The organism is Lysinibacillus fusiformis (genome assembly GCF_016925635.1).
Classification (GTDB): domain Bacteria; phylum Bacillota; class Bacilli; order Bacillales_A; family Planococcaceae; genus Lysinibacillus; species Lysinibacillus fusiformis_F.
The window spans coordinates 3936725-3957943 of sequence record NZ_CP070490.1 but is presented as its reverse complement, the minus strand read 5'-3'; the positions used below and the strand labels follow the sequence as shown (position 1 = coordinate 3957943).

19 protein-coding genes are annotated in these 21219 nt (G+C 42.6%); 5 read left to right on the top strand and 14 right to left on the bottom strand.

Annotation, left to right across the window (positions count from 1 at the left end; all coding sequences use genetic code 11):
- Positions 1 to 46 precede the first annotated feature (46 nt).
- From JTI58_RS19250 to JTI58_RS19240, 3 genes are read right to left on the bottom strand one after another with little or no spacing between them, the layout of a single operon-like run.
- Entirely contained in the window at positions 47 to 1603 is a 1557-nt protein-coding gene (locus JTI58_RS19250; RefSeq protein ID WP_205443055.1) for a YndJ family protein, read from the bottom strand.
- Positions 1572 to 2183: a DUF4166 domain-containing protein gene (locus JTI58_RS19245; RefSeq protein WP_205443053.1), complete on the bottom strand. Its 612-nt coding sequence runs from the start codon at positions 2181 to 2183 to the stop codon at positions 1572 to 1574. The genes JTI58_RS19250 and JTI58_RS19245 overlap by 32 nt, the downstream gene beginning before the upstream one ends.
- On the bottom strand, positions 2180 to 3082 hold the full coding sequence (locus tag JTI58_RS19240) for a DoxX-like family protein (RefSeq protein ID WP_205443052.1): 903 nt from the start codon (positions 3080 to 3082) through the stop codon (positions 2180 to 2182). The genes JTI58_RS19245 and JTI58_RS19240 overlap by 4 nt, the downstream gene beginning before the upstream one ends.
- Positions 3083 to 3188: 106 nt before the next feature.
- On the opposite strand from JTI58_RS19240, the gene JTI58_RS19235 reads away from it, so the two are divergent.
- The 3 genes from JTI58_RS19235 to JTI58_RS19225 are packed head-to-tail and all read left to right on the top strand — an operon-like array spanning position 3189 to position 7058.
- On the top strand, positions 3189 to 3803 hold the full coding sequence (locus tag JTI58_RS19235; RefSeq protein WP_347709094.1) for an RNA polymerase sigma factor: 615 nt from the start codon (positions 3189 to 3191) through the stop codon (positions 3801 to 3803).
- Positions 3804 to 3855: 52 nt separating this feature from the next.
- Positions 3856 to 4584 (top strand): ABC transporter ATP-binding protein, encoded by a 729-nt coding sequence (locus JTI58_RS19230; protein ID WP_393948473.1) that lies wholly within the window; start codon positions 3856 to 3858, stop codon positions 4582 to 4584.
- A complete protein-coding gene (locus JTI58_RS19225; protein WP_205443045.1) occupies positions 4584 to 7058 on the top strand; it encodes an ABC transporter permease in 2475 nt (824 codons plus the stop codon). Before JTI58_RS19230 ends, JTI58_RS19225 begins: the two co-directional genes overlap by 1 nt.
- Before the next feature lie 686 nt (positions 7059 to 7744).
- Here JTI58_RS19225 and JTI58_RS19220 read toward each other — a convergent pair.
- From JTI58_RS19220 to JTI58_RS19200, 5 genes are all read right to left on the bottom strand, one after another.
- Positions 7745 to 8476, bottom strand: a complete 732-nt coding sequence (locus JTI58_RS19220) for an alpha/beta hydrolase (protein ID WP_205443044.1) — start codon at positions 8474 to 8476, stop codon at positions 7745 to 7747.
- A gap of 21 nt (positions 8477 to 8497) precedes the next feature.
- The gene (locus tag JTI58_RS19215; RefSeq protein WP_205443043.1) at positions 8498 to 9022 is read right to left on the bottom strand and encodes a tubby C-terminal domain-like protein; all 525 of its coding nucleotides are present in this window, start codon (positions 9020 to 9022) and stop codon (positions 8498 to 8500) included.
- Positions 9023 to 9266: 244 nt separating this feature from the next.
- Complete coding sequence (locus JTI58_RS19210; RefSeq protein WP_243456136.1) at positions 9267 to 9986, bottom strand: toast rack family protein; 720 nt, start codon at positions 9984 to 9986, stop codon at positions 9267 to 9269.
- Between the two features lie 109 nt (positions 9987 to 10095).
- Positions 10096 to 10464 (bottom strand): SRPBCC domain-containing protein, encoded by a 369-nt coding sequence (locus JTI58_RS19205; protein ID WP_205443041.1) that lies wholly within the window; start codon positions 10462 to 10464, stop codon positions 10096 to 10098.
- A gap of 29 nt (positions 10465 to 10493) precedes the next feature.
- Positions 10494 to 11708, bottom strand: coding sequence for an MFS transporter (locus tag JTI58_RS19200; RefSeq protein WP_205443040.1), 1215 nt, complete (start codon positions 11706 to 11708; stop codon positions 10494 to 10496).
- A gap of 138 nt (positions 11709 to 11846) precedes the next feature.
- Here JTI58_RS19200 and JTI58_RS19195 point away from each other — a divergent pair, with 138 nt between their 5' ends.
- Together JTI58_RS19195 and JTI58_RS19190 are read left to right on the top strand one after the other, a co-directional pair.
- Positions 11847 to 12704 (top strand): LysR family transcriptional regulator, encoded by an 858-nt coding sequence (locus tag JTI58_RS19195; RefSeq protein WP_205443039.1) that lies wholly within the window; start codon positions 11847 to 11849, stop codon positions 12702 to 12704.
- A gap of 109 nt (positions 12705 to 12813) precedes the next feature.
- Positions 12814 to 13683, top strand: coding sequence for a DMT family transporter (locus JTI58_RS19190; RefSeq protein ID WP_205443037.1), 870 nt, complete (start codon positions 12814 to 12816; stop codon positions 13681 to 13683).
- A gap of 34 nt (positions 13684 to 13717) precedes the next feature.
- Here JTI58_RS19190 and JTI58_RS19185 read toward each other — a convergent pair whose 3' ends face one another.
- From JTI58_RS19185 to JTI58_RS19160, 6 genes are all read right to left on the bottom strand, one after another.
- Positions 13718 to 14707 (bottom strand): sensor histidine kinase, encoded by a 990-nt coding sequence (locus JTI58_RS19185; RefSeq protein ID WP_205443036.1) that lies wholly within the window; start codon positions 14705 to 14707, stop codon positions 13718 to 13720.
- The gene (locus tag JTI58_RS19180) at positions 14704 to 15375 is read right to left on the bottom strand and encodes a response regulator transcription factor (RefSeq protein WP_205443034.1); all 672 of its coding nucleotides are present in this window, start codon (positions 15373 to 15375) and stop codon (positions 14704 to 14706) included. The genes JTI58_RS19185 and JTI58_RS19180 overlap by 4 nt, the downstream gene beginning before the upstream one ends.
- Positions 15372 to 16349 carry an alpha/beta hydrolase gene (locus JTI58_RS19175; protein WP_205443033.1) on the bottom strand — a complete coding sequence of 326 codons (978 nt, stop codon included), beginning with the start codon at positions 16347 to 16349 and terminating at the stop codon, positions 15372 to 15374. The genes JTI58_RS19180 and JTI58_RS19175 overlap by 4 nt, the downstream gene beginning before the upstream one ends.
- Positions 16350 to 16475: 126 nt before the next feature.
- The gene (locus tag JTI58_RS19170; RefSeq protein WP_205443032.1) at positions 16476 to 16895 is read right to left on the bottom strand and encodes a DUF1801 domain-containing protein; all 420 of its coding nucleotides are present in this window, start codon (positions 16893 to 16895) and stop codon (positions 16476 to 16478) included.
- Between the two features lie 41 nt (positions 16896 to 16936).
- On the bottom strand, positions 16937 to 18748 hold the full coding sequence (locus tag JTI58_RS19165) for an ABC transporter ATP-binding protein (protein WP_205443030.1): 1812 nt from the start codon (positions 18746 to 18748) through the stop codon (positions 16937 to 16939).
- Positions 18745 to 20478: an ABC transporter ATP-binding protein gene (locus tag JTI58_RS19160; protein ID WP_205443028.1), complete on the bottom strand. Its 1734-nt coding sequence runs from the start codon at positions 20476 to 20478 to the stop codon at positions 18745 to 18747. The genes JTI58_RS19165 and JTI58_RS19160 overlap by 4 nt, the downstream gene beginning before the upstream one ends.
- Positions 20479 to 21219: the final 741 nt, after the last annotated feature.

The following is a 21219-nucleotide window of genomic DNA, read 5'->3' as shown; positions in this document are numbered from 1 at the left end:
TCTCTATATAGGACCTTCTCGTTCGGATGAGGGATTTCCTGCCAATCTACACATTTCTTTCAATATGATAATCAATTTGTAAAAAAGGAATACCCCATAACGTCATCTGGTGGCGTGCTGTCAATGTCTTGTCATCTACTGCAGCAATTTGAAAATGCTCCTGTAAAGGTAGCCTCATCACATTCTTTCCTATCGCCAAATAAATTCCTGCATCTCCATCGTGGCGACTTGTTAGGTGTAGCTGACCATTTTCTTCATAGGCATACAAAATACCAACCATTGTTGAAAACGGGAGTGGCAAGGCAATATTCATATAGGTCGTTTCGTTGCTTGTGTGCTTCGAATAAATGGCGACAAAAACGGTTTGCTGATGCATTGTCCGAATCCATGCACGTGGAGACGGACGGCTATCTTGTACAGAATCGACCTGAACAATGCTGCCCGTCATTTCGATTTGCTTACTGGAAAAGGGTAAATTGAGCTGTTGGAGAAAACGGCTCAATCCTTGATACAAAAAGGCAAAAGGTCGAAACCAAGTCTTCCATTGCACCGTCGCCAACAGACGATAGGACGTCGTATGCTCATAAAAATGCGGAATGACAGGCGGTAGCTTTGCTGTATCGACAAAATCCTGTAAGGCATCGACCAAGCCAGAGTGTGGTATATTCTTATGACGCAGCTTCCCGCGAATTTGGCTTACAGGAAACTCAAACGGACGCTGTGTTGTTGGGGGTACAGCCATTAGCCATGCGATAACCCCTACCCCACCAAAGAAAACACCATTGATTACACCATGGAATTGGAGCATTTGTGGAATGCCAATGGAAAAGTTGCCACTGACACGACTGTAAACATACAGACAAGATCCAAGAATCGTCAGACAGAGCGCTCCATAGGAAATCCTCAGCAATAGCCCCTGCCCAAACGGAAGCTTTGTTTTGAGTGCAACGAAAAACAAGCCATAGATAGCGAAGATATAAAGAGCAACTGCGATGATTTCGATGAGTCTGGAAAAGGCAATACCCATCGCAACAAGGAGTGGTCCTGCCAGCAAAATCATCACCATGACACGATACCCGCTACTATCATGTAATCGACCCAAAAGTCCGACTGAAATGGGTAATAAACAAGCGGAATAATGAAAGTGAATGGCCGTTAACCACGTTATTAATGGTGAAAAGCCAGTATCAATGTTGGCGACATAGGCGAAAAACCACAAACCACCAAGAGCTAGATAGAAAAGCCCCATGTCAATCGCAAACTCTGCACTATTCGTAAATCCTCGCTGTAAAAACCTTTTCACGCCTTGTATGGCTATATAGAAGGTATACAGTAAATACATACCTGCCAGCACATTAGCCAATAAGCCATCCGTCCACCCATGCAGCAGTGTAACAGCTAGCATCATCCCAACAATGATGGCTTTGCCCGCTTTCTGAACATCCACAACCACGGAGACCATGGTGGGGACGAAAATCAGTTGAGCAGCTGTGAGTAACCAAAAGTAACTGGGTTGTCCACTAAGTACAAAGCAAATTACCGTGAACATAATCCCCAGTAAAAAAATGAAATTACTTCGATTGTTGCGTAAATTCTCCAGCATACATCATGAGCCTCCCTATTAATGGATTATGGATGGAGACATGAATGGTGAAGACATTTTTCGATTCATCAAAGCCCTCCTCCACAATGACCCGCCCCTCTATCAATCTAGGCATGGGGCATTCGAAACGAGAGAGGACAAAACGCTGTTTACCTGAACGAATAACTAACGTTCCCTCTCGTGTCACCGTAAAGTGCAAATCGGAATAAAAAAGAGAAGGTGTGCCTAAATAATCTTTCACAATTTTTCGGATTGGATCAATGGTCATCCTTGCATCAAAATGCCTTGTCTTCTGTGGGAAATAAAAGGTGCGCTCCCATAGCACCTCCAGTACCCCACTCGGCAGAGCTCGGCATGTATTCGAAATGGTAAAGGGAACATTCTCCCCTGACTCAGGGAACAGAAATTGCGTTTTCGCTGCCAGCGTATAAAAGAGACGCATCCATTTAGCACCAGATTTTATTTGATGCATCACACCCTGAGCAAAAAATGGTTCATCAATCGGTAACGCATAACGCTGTTGTAGCATCGGATGAAGTCTTGCAAAATCATCCCCTAAAAATGTTTGATAGATCGTCATCCTTGTTGTCCTCGCTTTCTTTTACAGCTTTTGGCACTTGGGACATCTTTACTTAAGCTAAATCCGATGATTGACAACACCCATAAAGCGCTATTAAAGGTGAGTGGATTAAAGGGAGCTTGAATACTTGTCGGGTCCGCACCAATAGCAGCGATCGTCAAGAGTGGAAAAACAATGATTTGTATGCCAAAGAGCCAGCGTTTTCCTCGCGGGTAAAGCCAACACAAGGCAAAAAGGATTTCTGCAACCCCTATCCACACCACTAGCTGATCTGCATGGTTTAGTAATGAAGCCGTCATCTTTAATTCCTGCGGATGCAGATGGACAATCTTCGGTACAAGACCATGATAGAACCAGACAAAGCAAAAGAATATACGCATGAGCATGGTTAAAAAGAATCGTCTATACTGGGCAGCAGGATTTTCTCCTTTTTCTAGCCATCTTTTTAATACATCAAAGCTGAGTGCCGTCGCCCACCCCATTAATGGGCGAAAAAATAGATCAAAGAATGTGCCAAGCTTGCCATAGCGTGTGTCATAATCATATTGAGTTAAAAATGTCAGCCCCTGTTGATGCGGGATATATTGCCAATAGCCCTTTCCCTCCGCTATAGGTGAGCGCTTTTGAGGCGTGCCAAAATGCAGAGAGGATGTTCGCGTGCCATTTTCTTTATGATGCTCCCCCTTGCTTTCTCCCCAGCCGCTTACCTGTAAGCCTGGCATGACCTTCGTTTCATAGGTAAAACGCTGTGGCTCCTCAGGTGATTTTTTCGGACTATAGGTAATGGATGTAAAACGTAAATCCCATTGCTCATGCAACTGAGGATTTTGTGTATAATCCCATGCTTTTTCTATAGGCGCCTGGATGTCTATCTCGACATAAATAGGCTTTCTGCTCATAAACTCACTCCTTTTTTTCGATTAAGCCACTATCATTATAGCAATAAATTGATAACCTACTATTAAATGGGTATGCTTATTAAGTTTCTCAATAAAAATAAAAAACTTGAATCGAAATGACGACTTGCTGAGTCTAATGGTCGAAAAGGAGGCGATTTTCATTACGTGCACCCAACAATCTCTTGTAGCCTTAGCCCAACAAGGTGATGAGCAAGCATTTTATCAGCTAATTGAGCAGGAGCAGCATAAGCTTTATCGCATGGCCTATGTCTACGTACAAAATGAAAACGACGCCGTAGAAGTTTTTCAGCAAACCATTATTCGAGCCTATGAGGGCTTGCCACAATTAAAGGAGCCACACTATTTTGCTACTTGGCTCATCCGAATTATGATTAATTGCTGTAAAACCTATATAGCGAAGAAAAATACAGTTATGCCTGTTGAACCACAAACTTTCGAGGATTTAACAAGCTCATCCCCTACATATATCGAAGAAGAGCTGGATTTATGGCAGGCTCTTTGCCAGCTCGAGGAAAAGTACAAAACAGTGCTATTGCTACGATTTTATCAAGACTACTCGGTCAAGGATATTGCGGCGATTTTGCAATGTCCTGAAGGCACCGTGAAAACATATATTCGCCGTGGCTTGCAAGCATTACGACAACAATTAAAGGGGGCATATCTCGATGAGTGGGTTCAATCCGCTGAAAGAAGTCATTAATGCAATACCCATCCCTGAAGGACGGTTAACAGAAGTGCTACGTGTTGAAGGGATGTCCAAAATTTATCAGCAAAAGCATCATACTGTGAATGCCTTGAAAAATATCCATTGCACCATTTATCAAGGAGAAATGGTAGCGATTATGGGGACAAGCGGCTCTGGTAAAAGCACACTTCTGAATATGATCAGTGCCATTGATGAGCCAACAGACGGCGCATTATTTTTATTTGGCAAGGAAGCTCACGCTATTTATCAAGAGCCAAAAGCATCGCAATTTCGAAAAGAAAATATCGGCTTTATCTTCCAATCCTTTCATCTGCTAAAGGATTTAACCGTCGAGGATAATATTGCACTTCCCCTTATTTTAAATGATGTTCCTAGCAAGGAGATTAAGGTGCGTGTGCAGCACATGATGGAAACCTTGAATATCGCCGCTTGGGCAAAGCATCGACCCCATGAGCTGTCTGGTGGACAAAAGCAACGTGTCGCCATTGCGCGTGCGATTATTGCTAACCCTCCTATTTTACTGGCAGATGAGCCAACAGGGGCTTTGGATGTTCATACAACAGATGAAATTTTAGCGCTGCTCGTTGCTCTGCAAAAAACGAACCAGCAAACGATTTTACTCGTCACACATGACCCCTATGTAGCTACCTATGCCAATCGGGTACTGTTCTTCCATGATGGGGCAATTGTGGATTCCTATCAAAACCAGCAGAATGAAGAGGATTTGGATTGTATTTTAATGAAATTCAAACAAATTACGAGGGGGGATCGCTAATGTTTACGATGCGCAATATTGCCCTCAAGCTATTTCGTGCCGCTTGGGCAAATGTCCTAACAAGTATTAGTATTATTACGATCTCGATTTGCCTGGTGATGACAATGACCGTCTACATTTGGAATGCCAATAGCCAGATGAAGGCCGACATCCAAGCATTGTATGGAGAAATGGACTTAATGGTCGGTTATAATCCCGATCAGCAAAAATTGTTGACAGCATCACAAATAGAGGAGCTTTCTACCCTAGCAGGTGTCACACAAGTGTCCAGTTTATCGCTAGCTCATACAATGGTTGAACAAGAAAAGCACACTGCTTTTTATACCGTTGGCGTGGAAAATGATGACCTTGTGAAAAGCCGCTACCATTTCGAGGTCAATCTTGGACCGAACGATGCCATTCTTTCAGAAAATGTTGCCCGTCTTTTCAATAAACGCGTTGGGGACTCCATTCATATTCAATCAAAGGATTTTATCGTGCAAGAAATTTTACCGACTATGAAAGGCACTGACAGTCCTAATATCATCCTCTTAGCTAATGATGTTGTCAAAGCATGGATGAACAATAGTCAGCCACAAACGGCAGGCATATTTGCGCTCATGAAAACAGATGAGGGTCGTGCCAAGGCAGTAGGTGCAGAAATCAAACAACTCGATGCAACATTACGTGTTGATGTTATGAGTGATTACGATGTATTTAAAAGAAATTTACAGAGCTTAATGGTTTTTATGATTGTACTATCTGTTTTTATTTTACTCATTTCAAGCGTCCTATTGCTGTCCACATTCCAGCTATTATTCTATAAAATCAAAGAGCAACTAATGATTTTACGGGCTCTCGGGGCATCAGTAAAACAGGTTGGACGTATTGTTAAGCTCCAACTCTCACTGATCATTAGCTTTGGTGTTATGCTTGGAACAACGCTGAGCCTTGTGGTGATAAAAATCTGGCTGCCACAATTAATTAGCTTGTTGCATTTACCTAATGCTAAAACAGAGCTTCCTATTGGATTTATACTATTGATTGCCCTTTCCAGCTTCTTGATTCTGCAGATGATGACAAAATGGCAAGTAGCTAAAAGTTCCAGACTATTGCCATTACAAATCGCTTCAGAAAATGAACATTTACATCTTCGTTGGACAAAATGGAAAGCAATCATCGTCAGTATTGTAGGTGTGATCGCTTTACTATTCTTTTTACAAGCCTATTTAGCTGGGACAGGAAGCGATCAAGGTGCCTTATTTATTCTACTCGGGACATTACTCGTATGTGGGATTTTACTGTTACTAATCCCCTATCTATTTACAGTCATCCTTCATCTGGCTTTAAAGCCGATTCGAAAGGTACTTGGCAAAGAAGCCTATTTAGCGTGCCAGCAGCTCATGCCACAAGTACGCAAAAATATGCCCGTGGTGCTCAGCATTATTGGATTAATGGTCATTTTAACCTTTGGCAGCTCATTAATGAAAACCTTACAGCTCAACGACCTTGCCTACACGGAATCACAATACGAAACAGCCGTAAAGATTAATAATGAATTAAATGATCCAACCATCACACCTGCTATTATAGAGGAAATTGAAGCAGTGCCGAGCGTGCAGTATGCGTATGCACAAAGTAATAATGCGTATATTGCCCTACAACTCGGCGAAGAATGGCTACCAGAAAACTATACAATCATTGATATCGAGAAATTTATGCAATTAAAGAAATTGCCTGAAATTGAGGGTGGAAATTTGCAGGATGGTCTCGTGGTGACAAAGCACTTTGCCGAACGTCATCATTTATCAGTGGGTGATCGTCTAACGATAGGTTCCTATGATTTTGCTGCCCAGCAGGATATGCCAACCGGTGAATTACAAATTATAGGAATTACCGATACACCTATTCAACGTGCTGATATAATCGTTGATTGGTCATCATTCCTCACGGCGCAGGATCACCTAATCATCGAAGACATTATGGTCGAAACATCTCACCCTGAGCAGGCATTGGCGGAGCTATCATTCTTGGAAGAGCGCTGGCCAGCCCTGAAGTTTACAGATAAAGCGACCATACTAGCGCAATCCAATGAAATGTTCTTCCAACGCTGGAGCCTATTTGTCGGTGTCTTTGTTATTTTAATAGCTGCCACTGCCCTAGGTGTCCTACAAACATTACTGCATACCATTTATACAAAACGCAGCGACTATGCCATCCAACGATTGATTGGCCTGTCACCAAATGGCTTAATGAAGCTCATACTGACACAAGTCCTATCCTTTGTCCTCTATGGTCTCACAGTCGGCACATTGCTAGGATTAGTTTTAACAAGAATGCTAGGCTTCATTGATGAGGGCTCCCCGATGTCCTATGACTTCTTAACATTAGGCATCACAAGCATCACCCTCCTAGGAGCAACACTCATTGTCTTTACCCTCCAAGGCTACTGGATTAGCCGACAAAAGCTAGCGAATGAAATCGTGGAAATCTAAGTAAAAACAGCCCCTCTCTGGATGAGGTGGCTGTTTTTTTAGGAGCGGGGGGCTTTCTCGGGCGAGCGCTTTTGGTTCTTCTTTGAGCGGGGTTCACTCTTGAATGAGCGCTTCTACTTCTTGTTTGAGCGGAGTTCTCTCTTGAATGAGCACCTTTACTCCTTTTTGGAGCGGAGTTCCTTCTTGAATGAGCGCCTTTACTCCTTTTTAGAGCGGAGTTCTCTCTTGAATGAGCGCCTTTACTCCTTTTTGGAGCGGGGTTCTCTCTTGAATGAGCACTCCTACTTCTTTATGGAGCGGGGTTCTCTCTTCGATGAGCGCTTTTACTCCTTCTTTGAGCGGGGTTCTCTCTTGAATGAGCGCCTTTACTCCTTTTTGGAGCGGAGTTCTCTCTTGAATGAGCGCCTTTACTCCTTTTTGGAGCGGAGTTCTCTCTTGAATGAGCGCCTTTACTCCTTTTTGGAGCGGAGTTCTCTCTTGAATGAGCGCTTCTATTTCTTTTTGGAGTGTGATTCACTCTTCGATGAGCGCTTTTACTCCTTTTTGGAGCGCAGACTCCCCTTCGATGAGCGCTTTTACTTCTTTTTGGAGCGGGGTTCTCTCTTGAATGAGCGCTTCTACACCCCTCTGGAGCGAATTTCTCTCTTCAGTGAGCACCCCCACTCCTTTTATAAATGAAACTCTCCCTAAATTTGAAGAAAATCCATCATTTCCTTTATGATAGCTTCTTGATCCCGTCCTAATGTCATAAGATGCTTAGAATTTTCAAAGCCTTTCTTCCGTTTTCTAGATGATTGAACATGCTGATAAATCATTTCTGCGCTTTTTGTATACCATGCATCGTCGCGTTCACCATAGTAGATAGCAATAGGAATGGTGATTTTATCAAGCTGCTGCATCGTTTCTTGGATAAACGTTTGGAATGCGTTCATCGCATCTAATGGCATGTTCTTAAATGGCTCCATTTCCTGTGCGATTTGAAGCGGTGATTTGCCCTCTATCGTTTTATAATTGTAGGCATAGTCTACAATTCTTTGTTTTAATTGCTCTGGCTCCTTATCAAACGGTACCGATAAGACAATGATCTGCACCAGCTTCTCTAATTGGGCAAGCTTCAATGTGAAAATACCACCGATGGAGAGACCGATGACTGAAATCTTTTGATAGCCTTCATCCAATAAAAATTGATGGGCATTCACTACATCCTGCCACCAGTCGTCTACCTGATAGTGTAATAACTGTTCCGGGAGAGTGCCGTGTCCACGATATAAGGGCGCATAGCAAGTATAGCCTTGTGTATGTAACGCAGTGGCTACTTTTTTCATATCTCTTGTATGACTTGTAAAGGAATGTAAAAGCAATAGGGCATGCTCGTTTCCCTGTAAATAAATTTCTTTTGCTGGTAGTATGTTTAGCACCTCATCAAGCCCCCTTCTAACTTAAGCCCCAACAAAAAGCACAGCCTGTCCGATTGCAATAAAAAAGGCTTCCTGCTGAATGGGGCTGCTGTCTTCAATTTGCAGAGTAATGTCAAAATGCGTCTCACAGAAAGTCGCTTGCCAACGGGCGATGGGCTGCTCATTCACAGTAAAAACAGACCAGTCCTCCATTTCTTTGTTGAGTTTGATTTGCTGTTCGCCATCGGTAATGACTAAATCGGGAATCATAATTTGCCAGCCATCGTAGGCAATCATATAGTCTTTCCCTGTCACCAAATCCTTGCCACGAAAATGCACGCGTCCACGACGGGATACTTTTTTACACGTAAAAAGAGGCTGACCATTGCGATCATTCGCATCAAATCGAACGAAATAACGATAATCCATCGTCTTATCGAATGCTTTTTTTAGTGCATTGGAATACACACGTTGAACGGTGGACGATACCTCCCCTGCTTCATTTAAAATAGTAACGGTCTCTGTTGACTCGATGGCTGCTGGTTGCTTGTATGTATAGGTCTTCAATCTATTCGCTCCTTTAAAACAATTGCTTTCTTAAAGCTACCATAAAATAAGCGCCAAATACAAAGGATGTATTTGACACCCCTATTATGATTATTGTGTCGGCTGACGGTTTGAATGGTAGATCTGTTTCGTTCCCTCCTTCCCTCCTTAGAGTCATTGACCCAAGTAAAAAGTTGCACTTGTATTAAATTTTTTTGAACGCAAAAAAAGAGACTACTTCAATGAAAGTAGCCTACTCCATTTTCTATCGATCTAACTTAAAGGTAATTTCTCCGATGCCCAATTCCGAATTGACCTCTAGCACAACATCCGCCTTGTCATAAGCTTCGTTGACATAGACACCGTTGCCTTTAGACACAAGGCCTTCGACATTAGACGAGCCAATGCCTTTTTCCGTCGTTAATTTGACCCCAACCTTTGAAGGTAAAATGACCGTTGTTTGACCGACGCCTGTTTCAATATTCGTTGTGAAGCTCTTTTTCCAATCGCCGCCTAGATTGACCGTTAGATCACCAACACCCGCTTCAATATCGAGTTTTTCCAGCTGAAGTCCCTGTAAATCGAGGTTGGCAAGAGAGGCACCCGTTTCTACAGTCAGATCCAATGGGATGCTGTCATTCAGTTGAATCGCCCATGTGTTTTTAATATTGGAGAGCCCTAGCTTTGTGGAGCCTTTATGCTTGATTTCCACTTCTCCTGTATCGCCATGTACAGCATAGTCTACCTGTGGGGCTAGCTTTTTTAAATTATATTCTGCATTGCCCTCAACCCATTCCTTTGCACCGCTCGATACATTCATTTCCCCGACACCTAAATCAATGTCTACCTCTAATGCTTTCGCTTTATCCTTTTCCACCAAGATGGCTTCCTCTCGCATCTTGCTTGGCATAACGGAAAAGCATCCCGATAGCACCAATGCTGACGTCCCCATCACGACACCTAAACCAACTAATTTTTTCAACATTATTTCCTCCCGCCATTTAATCTACCAATAATTACATTATATAGGAGTAAGGAAATTAAAATACGACCCTACGCTTGAAATTCATCTAAGACCTGAGACGTAGAGATGGCTAGTCATGCCCCTCCAGCAAAGCCTTTAAATTAGCGAGAGAGGCATCATAGCCTGGCGAATTAAAGCTCACCGTTGTGCCATTGCCCTGCTCGGCTAGCGTAATAGCGATCAATGTTTCAGGAACTTCTAAATAAAAGGCAAATTCCTCATTTTTCTTCACTTGCTGAATCGTTAGCTGCATCGGCAGTTTTTCAGATAGCTGATTATGCGCATTTGGCATTAAGGTAAATGTCATCTTTTCCCCAACAGCTAGTATGGGAATGTCCCATGTGGAGCCTGGTGCGTACCATTGGGAGAGGGATTGCTCCTCCGTAATCGCTTGCCATACTTTATTAATTTCAGTATCAATCCAAATCGAACTGGTCATTCGCAGCAACCTCCATTTCCTCTTTTCCCTTATTTTACCGAACTTTCAGGAGTTAGACTACTTTGGGTTGTTCGATATAAGTGAAAAGCCCCAAGTAATACCATGACAGCGACGAGATCCAAAGCGAGCTGATAACTGGAAAAAACAGCAACCAATAAGCCATAAACTGTTGGTGCCAAGACAATAAAGAACTGATTAATCGTTAACGCTGCACTAACAGTCAGCCCAACAGCTTGAGAATCCGATTGTTCGGTAACACAAGTGATATATAAGGAGTACCAGCCAAGTGCTAAAAAACCAAACACACCGCAAAAAATAATCATCAAGCCCTGGCTATGTATGACAAAGGGCAGACAGCCAATCATCAGAAATGTAGCGACCATGACGAACACTAATAATGGCTCTCGCCTTTGAGCGAAATAGTGATCACTCATCCAAGCAAGCACAATCCTCCCAAGCATCCCACCAAGTAAAATCAGACTTAAATAGCGCCCTGCCTCCGTTAATGAATAACCACCCTCTTGATGTAAATAGCTCATAAAGTGAGCAATGATAATCATTTGCAGGGACATCATGACCATGCCAACAAAAAATAAAGGATAGAGCGCTCGATTGTGCCGAATTGCACGCATCTTCTCTTTAAAAGGAATGGGAGCTGCCGCAGCGCTTACATGCTGTTTTGGTTCTTTGTACAGCAATAAAAATAATAGTCCCCCACCAATCGCCATCAAGCCCTGTGTTAAATGGACAGAGGAAAGATGATGATGATGAAGTTGATACAAATAAGTCAGCACAGTTGAAGCCAATGCACCGCCAATTGGAATACCTGTCTGGCGAATCCCAATAGCAAGTCCTCGATGCTTGTCAGGAAACCATTTCACTATAGCTGTACTGCCACCCGTTTGCGCACTGCCATACCATATTCCCACAACTATTAATACGAGTAGCAATGTCGTATAATGATTCACAGGAATGAGCAATAAGGCTGACAGGCCCAGAATAATTGAACCCCATCCAATAATCTGCTTCTCTCCCTTTTTATCCATGAGATAGCCGAATAGCAGCATGGAGAAAATCGGTCCAATATTGACGGCTGAAACAATCAGTCCTGTTTGGAAGGACGTTAAGTGCCATTCCATTTGATAAAAAGAGGCAACTGGCCCCATCCCGTAGGTCACAAAGGTTGCGGCTGTCTGCGAAAGTGTAGCCACAAGTAAAATGACCCATCGATAATATGTATGCATAATAACCCTCCATCAGGTTTATACCGCTTTGCAGTATACCTTTTCGTTACCTAGAGTTTACGTGGACAGCTAGCGTACGTAAAATGGAGGAAAATGATAGCCGCTATCAAAAAATTCTATAGGTGTGTGAGGAACAACATGAACATTGAAGAAATTGCCTTAAAAATGGAGCTTCTTGAAAGGCAAAACTTGAGTAAATCGGCTGAAATCACCAATTACACACAATCTGCCTTAACAGCAAAGGTGAAAAAAATGGAGCGTGAAATTGGGCAGGAGGTCTTTAAACGAACGCCTCAAGGCTTAAAGCTGACAGAGGTAGGTGATCATTATTTACAATTTTTAAAGAAAGTTGCTCAAAATTATGAGGATTTTTTACATAACATCGGCCCGACGCAAACACACATTCATGTGGGTACATCTCATACAACCATTAAAATCTATGGTCCATCCATCATGAACGCGCTACAAGCCAGTCAAAGTCCGATTGATGTAGATTTCACTGTAGAATCGAGTACGTCCTTAAATCATAAAGTCCATCTGGCGGAAATAGATTGTGCATTAACAAGTAATCCAATCAAGCATTATAGCGATTTACACTATGATGTCATCGCCACTGAAACATTCGAAGTCATCTCAAGCTCTGCTCATATCATTGACTTTGAACAACGGACACCAGTCACATTGCTTGTGTTAAGTAAGGGCTGCATGTATACCCATGCATTAGCACAATGGCTCACTGAGAAGCAGGTTCCTTTTACGATGAAAGAAATCAAATCGGTTAGTAGTATTCTCGATTTTCTTGAAATCGAGCATACATTGGCTGTATTAAATACGAAATTACTAGCACTCTATCCTTGCCCTGACCTTTATTTTTATGAATTAGACAATCTCCATCATATTATTGAAACGGTTTTTATTCATAAAAAAGATGATAGCAAGCAGCCCTTCATCCTGCAATTAAAGCAGGTCATTGAATCCTTGCTTGAACAGAATTAGTTGCAGGATGATGTTTTGTGCCAATATTCTAAAAACCCTATATTATTCATGTCGACTGCACTATAATAGGTTTGTCATTATTAATCTTGTAAAAGTATAGGAGTACATCATGTTTTATTACATCTCGTTATTTTTTGCAGTATTTGCGTTATCCACCTCAGCTATTTTTGTTAAGCTCGCTGATGCACCACCAGCGATTACAGCCTTTTATCGACTATTTTTTGCGATGCTGGTGCTTCTACCGTTTTTATTAGCTCAGAAGGGCTTGCGGCAGGAGCTTGCTAGCCTCTCAAAAAAGCAGTGGGGACTTGGCATTTTATCAGGCTTATTTTTGTCCTGTCATTATGTTTTATGGTTTGAATCATTAAACTACACATCTGTGGCTAGTTCAACCGTCATTGTGACACTACAGCCACTATTCTCTTTAGTAGGCAGTTATTTCTTATTTAAAGAACGATTTTCAAAAGGTGCAATTTTGGGCTGTTTCGTAGCGATCATCGGCTGCTTCATCATTGGCTGGCAAGATTTCCAGATCAGTGGACAAGCCCTTTATGGTGATATTCTAGCCTTTATTGCGGCAGGGATTATTACAGCCTACTTTTTTATCGGGCAATCTGTACGCAAAGATTTATCACTCATTCCCTATTCCATTATCGGCTATGGCAGTAGCTCGATCTTTTTAGCCGTTTATGCCCTCTTGATGAAAGAGTCATTTTTCGATTATTCAGCCTCCACATGGTGGTCCCTTGTAGGGCTGGCTGTCATTGCGACGATTTTCGGGCAAACCATTTTTAATTGGCTATTGAAATGGTTAAGTACAACCGTGATTTCCATGAGTATTTTAGGCGAAACGATCGGCACCTGTATATTAGCTTATTTTATTTTAGATGAGATGATTTCCGTTCAACAAGGCGTAGGGATTATGGTCATTTTACTGGGACTTGCCCTGTTCTTACTACAGCAACGAAAATCAGTTTAAATGGAAAAACAACGGCAGTCTTTGCCGTTGTTTTTTATTGGTGCGTAAAGCAGAAGACGGTGCCATCCCTGTTTGATTGTAAAGAGGCTTCGATGTTCAGCGTTTGCGCAATATCCTGTATGATTTTCAGCCCAAGTCCATCGTGGTCATCGTCAGGATGAAAGCCGATGCCATCATCACACATCGTAAGCTGTCCGTTTTTAATCGTCACCACTAGCTTGGTTGCTTGGGCATGCTTTAATGTATTTTGAAAAACATTATCGAATAAACGCTGTAGCCATAATTCATTGCTAAGCCAAGTTGCTTGTAAATCATCATGATGAAAACTTAGAATAATGTTCTGCATGCGATATAAATACTGCCACTTCCTCATCATCATTTCTAACAATGGCACAAGCTGGACCTCCTCCTGCATGACATAGGACTGTTCACTCGTATCAAAGGACTGTAACTGAAAGGCATTCGTTAAATTCGTGATATATTGAATTTGTGCATTTAAGGATTCCACCAATTTCGGCTGTCCCTGTAATTGATCCTCTAGATAAAACAACTGCAAACGAATGGCCGTCAATGGCGTATGGATGTCATGTCGCAACTTTTGTAGCAGCTCTTTCTGAAGCTCCTGCTGCTGTGCTAGCTCTAATTCCCTGTAAGTTGTACGCTCAATTAAGAGATTGACAGATTGGCTAAGCTGCCCGATTTCATCCTCACTGCTTACGGTTAACGTATCAGGTATCCGTTCATTACTCGCTAGTTTTCGAATTGTTTTATTGAGTAATGTAATTTTGGATAATAAAGAATGTATCGATGTGGAAAATAGCCATGCGAGCAATCCTAAAGCTAACACAAACGTAAGCAACATAACGGGATAGGCAAAGGACTCATGAAACGGGATGCCACCATTTTTCATTTTAAAGGCCTTGTCATATAGAATAGACATGGCCACACTAATGCCTAATAGCACAATGGGCACACTCACAATCGCTACAAATAATAAAGTGCGGTATTTGGTTTTTAAGGTCATTTTCTAGTATAGGTATTCAAACGATACCCTTCTCCATAAATATTTTGCACAATATTGCCTGCTGGGTCCTGTAGCTTTGTTCGAATTTTTTTAATATGGACATTCAAAATATTATGATTGCGTTCATCGAGCGGCCAAAGATAATCGAAGAAATGATCCTTTGTTAACACTCTGTCTCGATTGTCGAATAAATAAAAGAAAATTTTTCGCTCGATCGCTGTCAGGGCAATTTCATTATGGATACTTTGATGAAACACTTGACGGCGCTCCCCATCAATAAATAAATGCTGAATTTGCGTAAATGTACCATATTGTTGTGCCAGCATTTTTTGCATCCTTAGCAACAGCTCTCGCGGATCAAATGGCTTTGTCAGGTAATCCTCTCCGACCATCAATCCTTCTAGCTTACTGTCAATATCATTACGTGCCGATAAAAAAATAATCGGAATATTTAAGCCTAATCGTTTAATGTTTTTGCTTAATTGATAGCCATCCTCTCCTGGCAGCATAATATCCATAATGACTAAATCCACCTGCTGAATCAGTGCCATCATATCCTTGCCATCCGTTTTCCAGATCGCTTCATAACCCTCTCGCTGTACTATTTTTTGGAGCAAATCACCAATCATGTGATCGTCTTCTACAATTAAAATCCTAAATCCCTTCATCTGATCGACCTTTCTGTTTTCATAAATGCCAGCGCTAGTTGATAGATTTCCTCGGGCTGATAAAGATATATACAATGTGTGCCACTGACCTCTTTCACTTGTGCATAGGTGAATTGCTTCGCAAAATCTGCATAATCCTGCCGATTTTGCCTCGTATATTTCGAATGTTTATTGTCTTCCGCAATGGCATCAATCAGTAAGATAGGGGTGGCTTGCGGCTTTGGAAGCTGTTCTGATTGTAAACTATTTTCATAGACCTGTAACAGCTCATTTTGCATAGCCTCATTAAAAAATTGCTTAAAGGACAACGCCTGATAGATTGCCTTTTCCTGTGCCGTTAAAAAAGACATGTTCAATACTTGTGGATTATAGACCTGAGATGGCATAAGTCGATGTACGCCTAGCTTAGTAGCGAGGTGCATTCCCCTCACCATCCAACGATCGACCGTCCCCATTGGATGCTTTACATATTGACTAGGTAAGCCAATGTCCAGCGCAATGATGCCCTTTACTTCATCGGGGTATTTTTGTGCCCAGTAAATCGCCTCTAGCCCTGAAATGGAATGTGGCACGAGGACATAGGGTGGCTCAAGTCCACTTTGTAGAAGTGCCTGTCGTGTTTGCGCTAAAATGGTATCGATACCTCTATCATCATGGGCTACGTCGCTATAGCCATAGCCAGCTCGATCGACTACTGCAATTTGATGATGCTGTGAAAACTTACGATACAGCCCTTTTAGCTCATATACGGGTGCTGCAATGCCTGAGCCTGCCATAAAGACATATGTATCGTCGCCAGTCCCCTCCTGATAAACATGGATGTTTTGACCATCTACATTGTTTAATGTGCCGTTAGGTTGTAAAATAGCTGACTCCTTCTGTACTAAACTATAGTGGTAGATACAAACTATCATCATTCCAAGCACGATGAATGCCCCCATGTAGACAACCATTTTCTTTAATTTCTTTTTCATACGTATCTCCCCTTCTGTTAATACTTGCAAGGATACACGTTAAAAATAAATTTCTACTAAATTTTTGGAGAAAATAGATAAATTTCATACAAAAAAGCTACCTACTAATAGGCAGCTTTCTTGAAATTAAGCATCTGGATAGGTTTTTTGTACAAAATCGATCGTTTGTTGTATAAGGGCTTTTAAGATGTCTTCATCCACATCATCCAGCTTGTTAATATAAACGCAGGCTTTCCCTGTTGTGTGCTTGCCAAATTGCTGTAATAGCTGTTCCCGCTCATCACCTGGGGCAAAATATAAGCTAATTTTCGCTTTGCGAGGGGAGTAGCCAACAAGTGGTGCATCACCTTCATGGCCTGTTTGATATTTGTAATGATATTTACCAAAGCCGATAATGCTTGGTCCCCACATTTTGGCTTCATGGCCTGAGACCTCTGTAAAAATATCCAATAATCGGTAGGCGTCTTCTCGCTTTTTTGGATGGTCTACACTTTCAATAAATTCAATGACACTTACATCGGTTTCTTTGGTCTTTAATTCATACATGTCAATCCCTCGCCTTCTGGAAGATGTATCTTTATTATTCCCTATTCGACCTGCTCTAACAATAGTTTTTGTTGAAGATGACGATAAATGCCCTGCTGCTGCATCAGCTCTTGATGATTACCCTGCTCAACAATTTCTCCCTGCTGAATCACGAGGATTTGATCGGCATTCTCGATTGTTTTCAGACGATGGGCAATAACAAAGCTTGTGCGTCCCTGCATTAAATGCTGTAAGCCTTTTTGAATATCGACCTCTGTTTGTGTATCCACGCTCGATGTCGCTTCATCCAAAATTAAAATATCGGCATTCTCTAAAATGGCACGGGCAATCGCAATAAGCTGTCGCTGTCCCTGACTTAAATTGGCTCCTCCTGCCTGCACGAGAGAATCGTATTGAGCTGGTAAATATTTAATAAAATGATGCGCATTCGCAATTTTTGCCGCTTCCACAACCTCTTCATCTGTCGCATCTAGCTTCCCAAAGCGAATATTTTCACGAATCGTACCAGAGAACAAATACGTGTCCTGTAAAACCACGCCAACTCTTTGACGAATCGTTGCCATTTGATAATGTTCGATATGATGCCCATCAATCAAAATTTCACCTTGATCGACGTCATAAAAACGTGTTAGTAAATTAATAATCGTCGTTTTGCCTGAGCCTGTCGGACCAACAAGAGCAATGGTCTCTCCTGCCTTGGCATGGAAGTCAATATTCTTTAACACAGGCTTGTTTGGCTCATAGCTAAATGACACTTGCTTGAAAACAACATCCCCTTTGAGCGTTGCCACCTTGATGGCATCCGGTTGATCTGCCACCTCTGAAGGTTCATCTAGTATTTCAAAAACACGCTCTGCCCCAGCAATAGCAGATTGGAAGGTGTTTAATAGATTGGATAGCTGATTAAGCGGACGGAAAAATTGCCGTGTATAGGTCACAAAGGCGGCAATAATCCCAACCGTAACAATACTCTTTACTGCTAAAAGAGCACCCGTTCCGATGACGACAGCAAGGCCTAAGTTATTCATAAAGTTATTAATCGGTCCTAGTAAGCCAGAGGTAATTTCTGCTCGTTGGGCGGAGTTTCGTAGATTTTCGTTTTGCTGATGGAACGTATCAATCGTTTGCTGCTCCTTGCCAAACAGCGTAAGTACCTCCGCTCCTGTAATCATTTCCTCAATATAGCCGTTCAGCTTCCCAAGATCTCGTTGTCGTGCTGCATAATTTTTACTGCTGCGTTGAATGATTTGCTTGGTTGTGAAAACGATCAGCGGAATAATAATCAATGTCACGATCGCTAATTGCCAGCTTAGTGTAAACATCGCGATGCTGACACCAACGACAGTTAAAATGGACGACACGATTTGCGTAACACTTTGTGCGAGTGCGGTATTTAAATTATCGATATCATTGGTCACACGACTCATTAAATCCCCAAGTGCACGCTGATCAAAGAAGCGTAATGTCAGCGTTTGAAGCTTTTGAAATAATTCGAGACGCAATGTCCGAATGGTTTTCATTGCCACATGAATCATGACATAGGTTTGCAGCCAAGTCAGTATAGAGGCTACCGTAAAAATAACGGCCAACAGGATGCCTAAACGAATCGTTCCGTCGATATCCTTTTTCATAATATAATCATCAATAATATGCCCAATCATATAGGGCCCTGCAAGACTTAAAAAGGTCGAAGCGATGACAAAAAAGATAGAGAAAAACAGCCCTACTTTTTGCTGCTTGACATAATGCCATATGCGTGACAATGTCTCCCTTTGATTTTTCGCCTTCTCAGCTGGTCCTCCCATACGCGGTCCACGTCCAAAATTCATTTGCTTTGGTTGACTTTGACTCATCCTTGTTCACCAGCCTTTTGCTGTGACGCGTAAATTGCTTGGTAATGCGCATTTGATTGTAGAAGCTGCTGATGGGTTCCTTGCCCAACAATGTCTCCATCCTCTAGTACCAAAATAACATCTGCCTGCTGAATGGAGGCAATTTTCGACGCTACGATGAAGGTCGTTGTGTCTTGATAATGTGTGGCAATGGCCTGCTGCACATGTTGTTCCGATGCACTATCGAGCGCTGACGTTGTATCATCCAGCACTAAAATGGCAGGCTTTCGAATAAACGCACGACTTAAAGCAAGGCGCTGTTTTTGCCCACCAGATAGATTCGTTGCACCTTGTGACAATTCATGCGCTAAGCCCTTATCAAGCCGCTCCACAATTTCACTGGCACATGCCGCCTCTAATGCCTGTTGCATGTCCTCGGCTGTCGCATCATCCTTGCCGAGAAGAATATTTTTTTCAATCGGCCCAGAGAACAATAAGGCTTTTTGTGAGGTAAAACCAATATGCGCACGTAAGGTTGCAAGCGCATACGATTGTAGCGGTTTGCCGTCTATACGGATTTCCCCACCAGTAGGATCAAATAAGCGAGGTAATAGCTTCACAAGCGTCGATTTACCACTACCTGTTTTCCCAATAATGCCAACCGTTTGCCCTGGCTTCACAGAAAATGAAATCTTTTTGAGAACATCCTCAGCTGTCTCATAATAACGATAGCTCACCTGATCAAAGTCAACGGCTCCTTTTATTGGATCTGTCAGTGCATTTTGTGCTTCCTTGACAGCAATGTCTTTATTTAACACGTCCACAATGCGTTCTCCCGAAGGCAAGGCGCGGGCAATTTGCATCAGCACCATACTAGAGGACATCAGTCCATTTAAAATAATCGTTAAGTAGTTGATAAACGCAAGAATAACACCAACTTGCAACGTCCCCGCCTCTACCTTAATAGCTCCTAGCCAAAGCGCCGCTACAATCCCTAGATTGACAACAAACATCGTAAAGGGCACAAGCACGCCGACAATTTGCTCAGCTGTAATGAAACGTTTTGTCAACGCCTCATTTAATTCGCCAAACTGTGCCACCTGCTGTGTCTCACGACGAAAGGCTTTGACGACACGAATACCCGCCAAATTTTCCTGTAGCTTCGTATTGACGGCATCAATTGCCTCCTGAACACGACGATATAGGACGCCCGAATACTTCGTGAAAAAATACATCGCAATAATCAATAAAGGCACGATAATCAGAAGTATAGAAAAAAGCTCACGTGCTGTGACAAACACAATAATCACTGCACCAATAAAGAGCAACGGCCCACGCACAAAAATACGCAGCGTCATCATAAAGGCACGCTGAATACTTTCCACATCACTCGTTAAAATCGTAATCAGCTTCCCCGTCGTAAACGCATCTCGCTCCTTAGCCGAGTACGTCATCATCTTCTCATAAAGAGCCTGCCGAACATCCGACGCAAAATGAATCGCTGCCTTCGAGCTATAATACGAGCAACCAACCCCACCGATCAGTCCGAGCATTGCACTGCCAAGCATCCACACAAACATATTCAATACATAGCGATTATCCCCATTGGCAATCCCCGTATCAATCATATGCTGCATAATGGTCGGCTGAATTAAATCCATCGTCACCTCCAGCACCATCAAAAGCGGCGCAATCAAAGTGAAAAATTTATAAGGCCCCAAATACTGCCCTAACTGTTTAACTGCCTGCATACATTCGTCTCCGTTCTATTTAAATCCCATTCGTTCCTCATTATAACTGAAAATCATTCCCATTTGGCAAATAATTTTTCGGGTCTCGTAATATTCTGGACTGGATTGGTTGGATTGTGTTGGGGGAGATTCGTGAGGAGGAAAGATCTAATTTATAAGCGGCTTTTGGAGGGGAGTGACTCTTTTATTGAGCGGGTTTTCTCTTCTTATGAGCGGCTTCCTCATACTTTGGAGCGGGTCTTCCCTCATTATGAACAGCTTCCTCACATTTTGGAGCGGGGTTTACCTTCTTAGGAGCGGCTTCCATTCACTTTGGAGCGGGGTCACTCTCCTTAGGAGCGACTTCCTCTCACTTTAGAGCAGGGTCACTCTCCTTAGGAGCGACTTCCTCTCACTTTGGAGCAGGTTCTCCCTTCTAAAGAGCGGCTTCCTCTCACTTTGGAGCGGGGTTTCCCTCCTTAGGAGCGACTTCCTCACATTTTGGAGCGGGTTTTCTCTTCTTAGGAGCGGCTTTCATTTACTTTGGAGCGGGTTTTCACTTTTTAGGAGCGGCTTCCTCTCACTTTGGAGCGGGTTTTCCCTCCTTATGAGCGGCTTCCTCTCACTTTGGAGCGGGTTCTCCCTTCTTAGGAGCGGCTTCCTCTCACTTTGGAGCGGGTTCTCCCTTCTTAGGAGCGGCTTCCTCTCACTTTAAAGCGGTTTTCCCTTCTTAGGAGCGGCTTCCTCTCACTTTGGAGCGGG

What these genes read in the sequence shown, in the direction of transcription:
- JTI58_RS19195 (WP_205443039.1), top strand. Translation starts at nt 11,847, where the DNA reads ATGAACATTGAAGAAATTGCCTTAAAAATGGAGCTTCTTGAAAGGCAA.
- JTI58_RS19225 (WP_205443045.1), top strand. Translation starts at nt 4,584, where the DNA reads ATGTTTACGATGCGCAATATTGCCCTCAAGCTATTTCGTGCCGCTTGG.
- JTI58_RS19210 (WP_243456136.1), bottom strand. Translation starts at nt 9,986, where the DNA reads ATGTTGAAAAAATTAGTTGGTTTAGGTGTCGTGATGGGGACGTCAGCA.
- JTI58_RS19190 (WP_205443037.1), top strand. Translation starts at nt 12,814, where the DNA reads ATGTTTTATTACATCTCGTTATTTTTTGCAGTATTTGCGTTATCCACC.
- JTI58_RS19230 (WP_393948473.1), top strand. Translation starts at nt 3,856, where the DNA reads ATGTCCAAAATTTATCAGCAAAAGCATCATACTGTGAATGCCTTGAAA.
- JTI58_RS19240 (WP_205443052.1), bottom strand. Translation starts at nt 3,082, where the DNA reads ATGAGCAGAAAGCCTATTTATGTCGAGATAGACATCCAGGCGCCTATA.
- JTI58_RS19250 (WP_205443055.1), bottom strand. Translation starts at nt 1,603, where the DNA reads ATGCTGGAGAATTTACGCAACAATCGAAGTAATTTCATTTTTTTACTG.
- JTI58_RS19245 (WP_205443053.1), bottom strand. Translation starts at nt 2,183, where the DNA reads ATGACGATCTATCAAACATTTTTAGGGGATGATTTTGCAAGACTTCAT.
- JTI58_RS19185 (WP_205443036.1), bottom strand. Translation starts at nt 14,707, where the DNA reads ATGACCTTAAAAACCAAATACCGCACTTTATTATTTGTAGCGATTGTG.
- JTI58_RS19200 (WP_205443040.1), bottom strand. Translation starts at nt 11,708, where the DNA reads ATGCATACATATTATCGATGGGTCATTTTACTTGTGGCTACACTTTCG.
- JTI58_RS19205 (WP_205443041.1), bottom strand. Translation starts at nt 10,464, where the DNA reads ATGACCAGTTCGATTTGGATTGATACTGAAATTAATAAAGTATGGCAA.
- JTI58_RS19170 (WP_205443032.1), bottom strand. Translation starts at nt 16,895, where the DNA reads ATGTATGAATTAAAGACCAAAGAAACCGATGTAAGTGTCATTGAATTT.
- JTI58_RS19180 (WP_205443034.1), bottom strand. Translation starts at nt 15,375, where the DNA reads ATGAAGGGATTTAGGATTTTAATTGTAGAAGACGATCACATGATTGGT.
- JTI58_RS19165 (WP_205443030.1), bottom strand. Translation starts at nt 18,748, where the DNA reads ATGAGTCAAAGTCAACCAAAGCAAATGAATTTTGGACGTGGACCGCGT.
- JTI58_RS19160 (WP_205443028.1), bottom strand. Translation starts at nt 20,478, where the DNA reads ATGCAGGCAGTTAAACAGTTAGGGCAGTATTTGGGGCCTTATAAATTT.
- JTI58_RS19175 (WP_205443033.1), bottom strand. Translation starts at nt 16,349, where the DNA reads ATGAAAAAGAAATTAAAGAAAATGGTTGTCTACATGGGGGCATTCATC.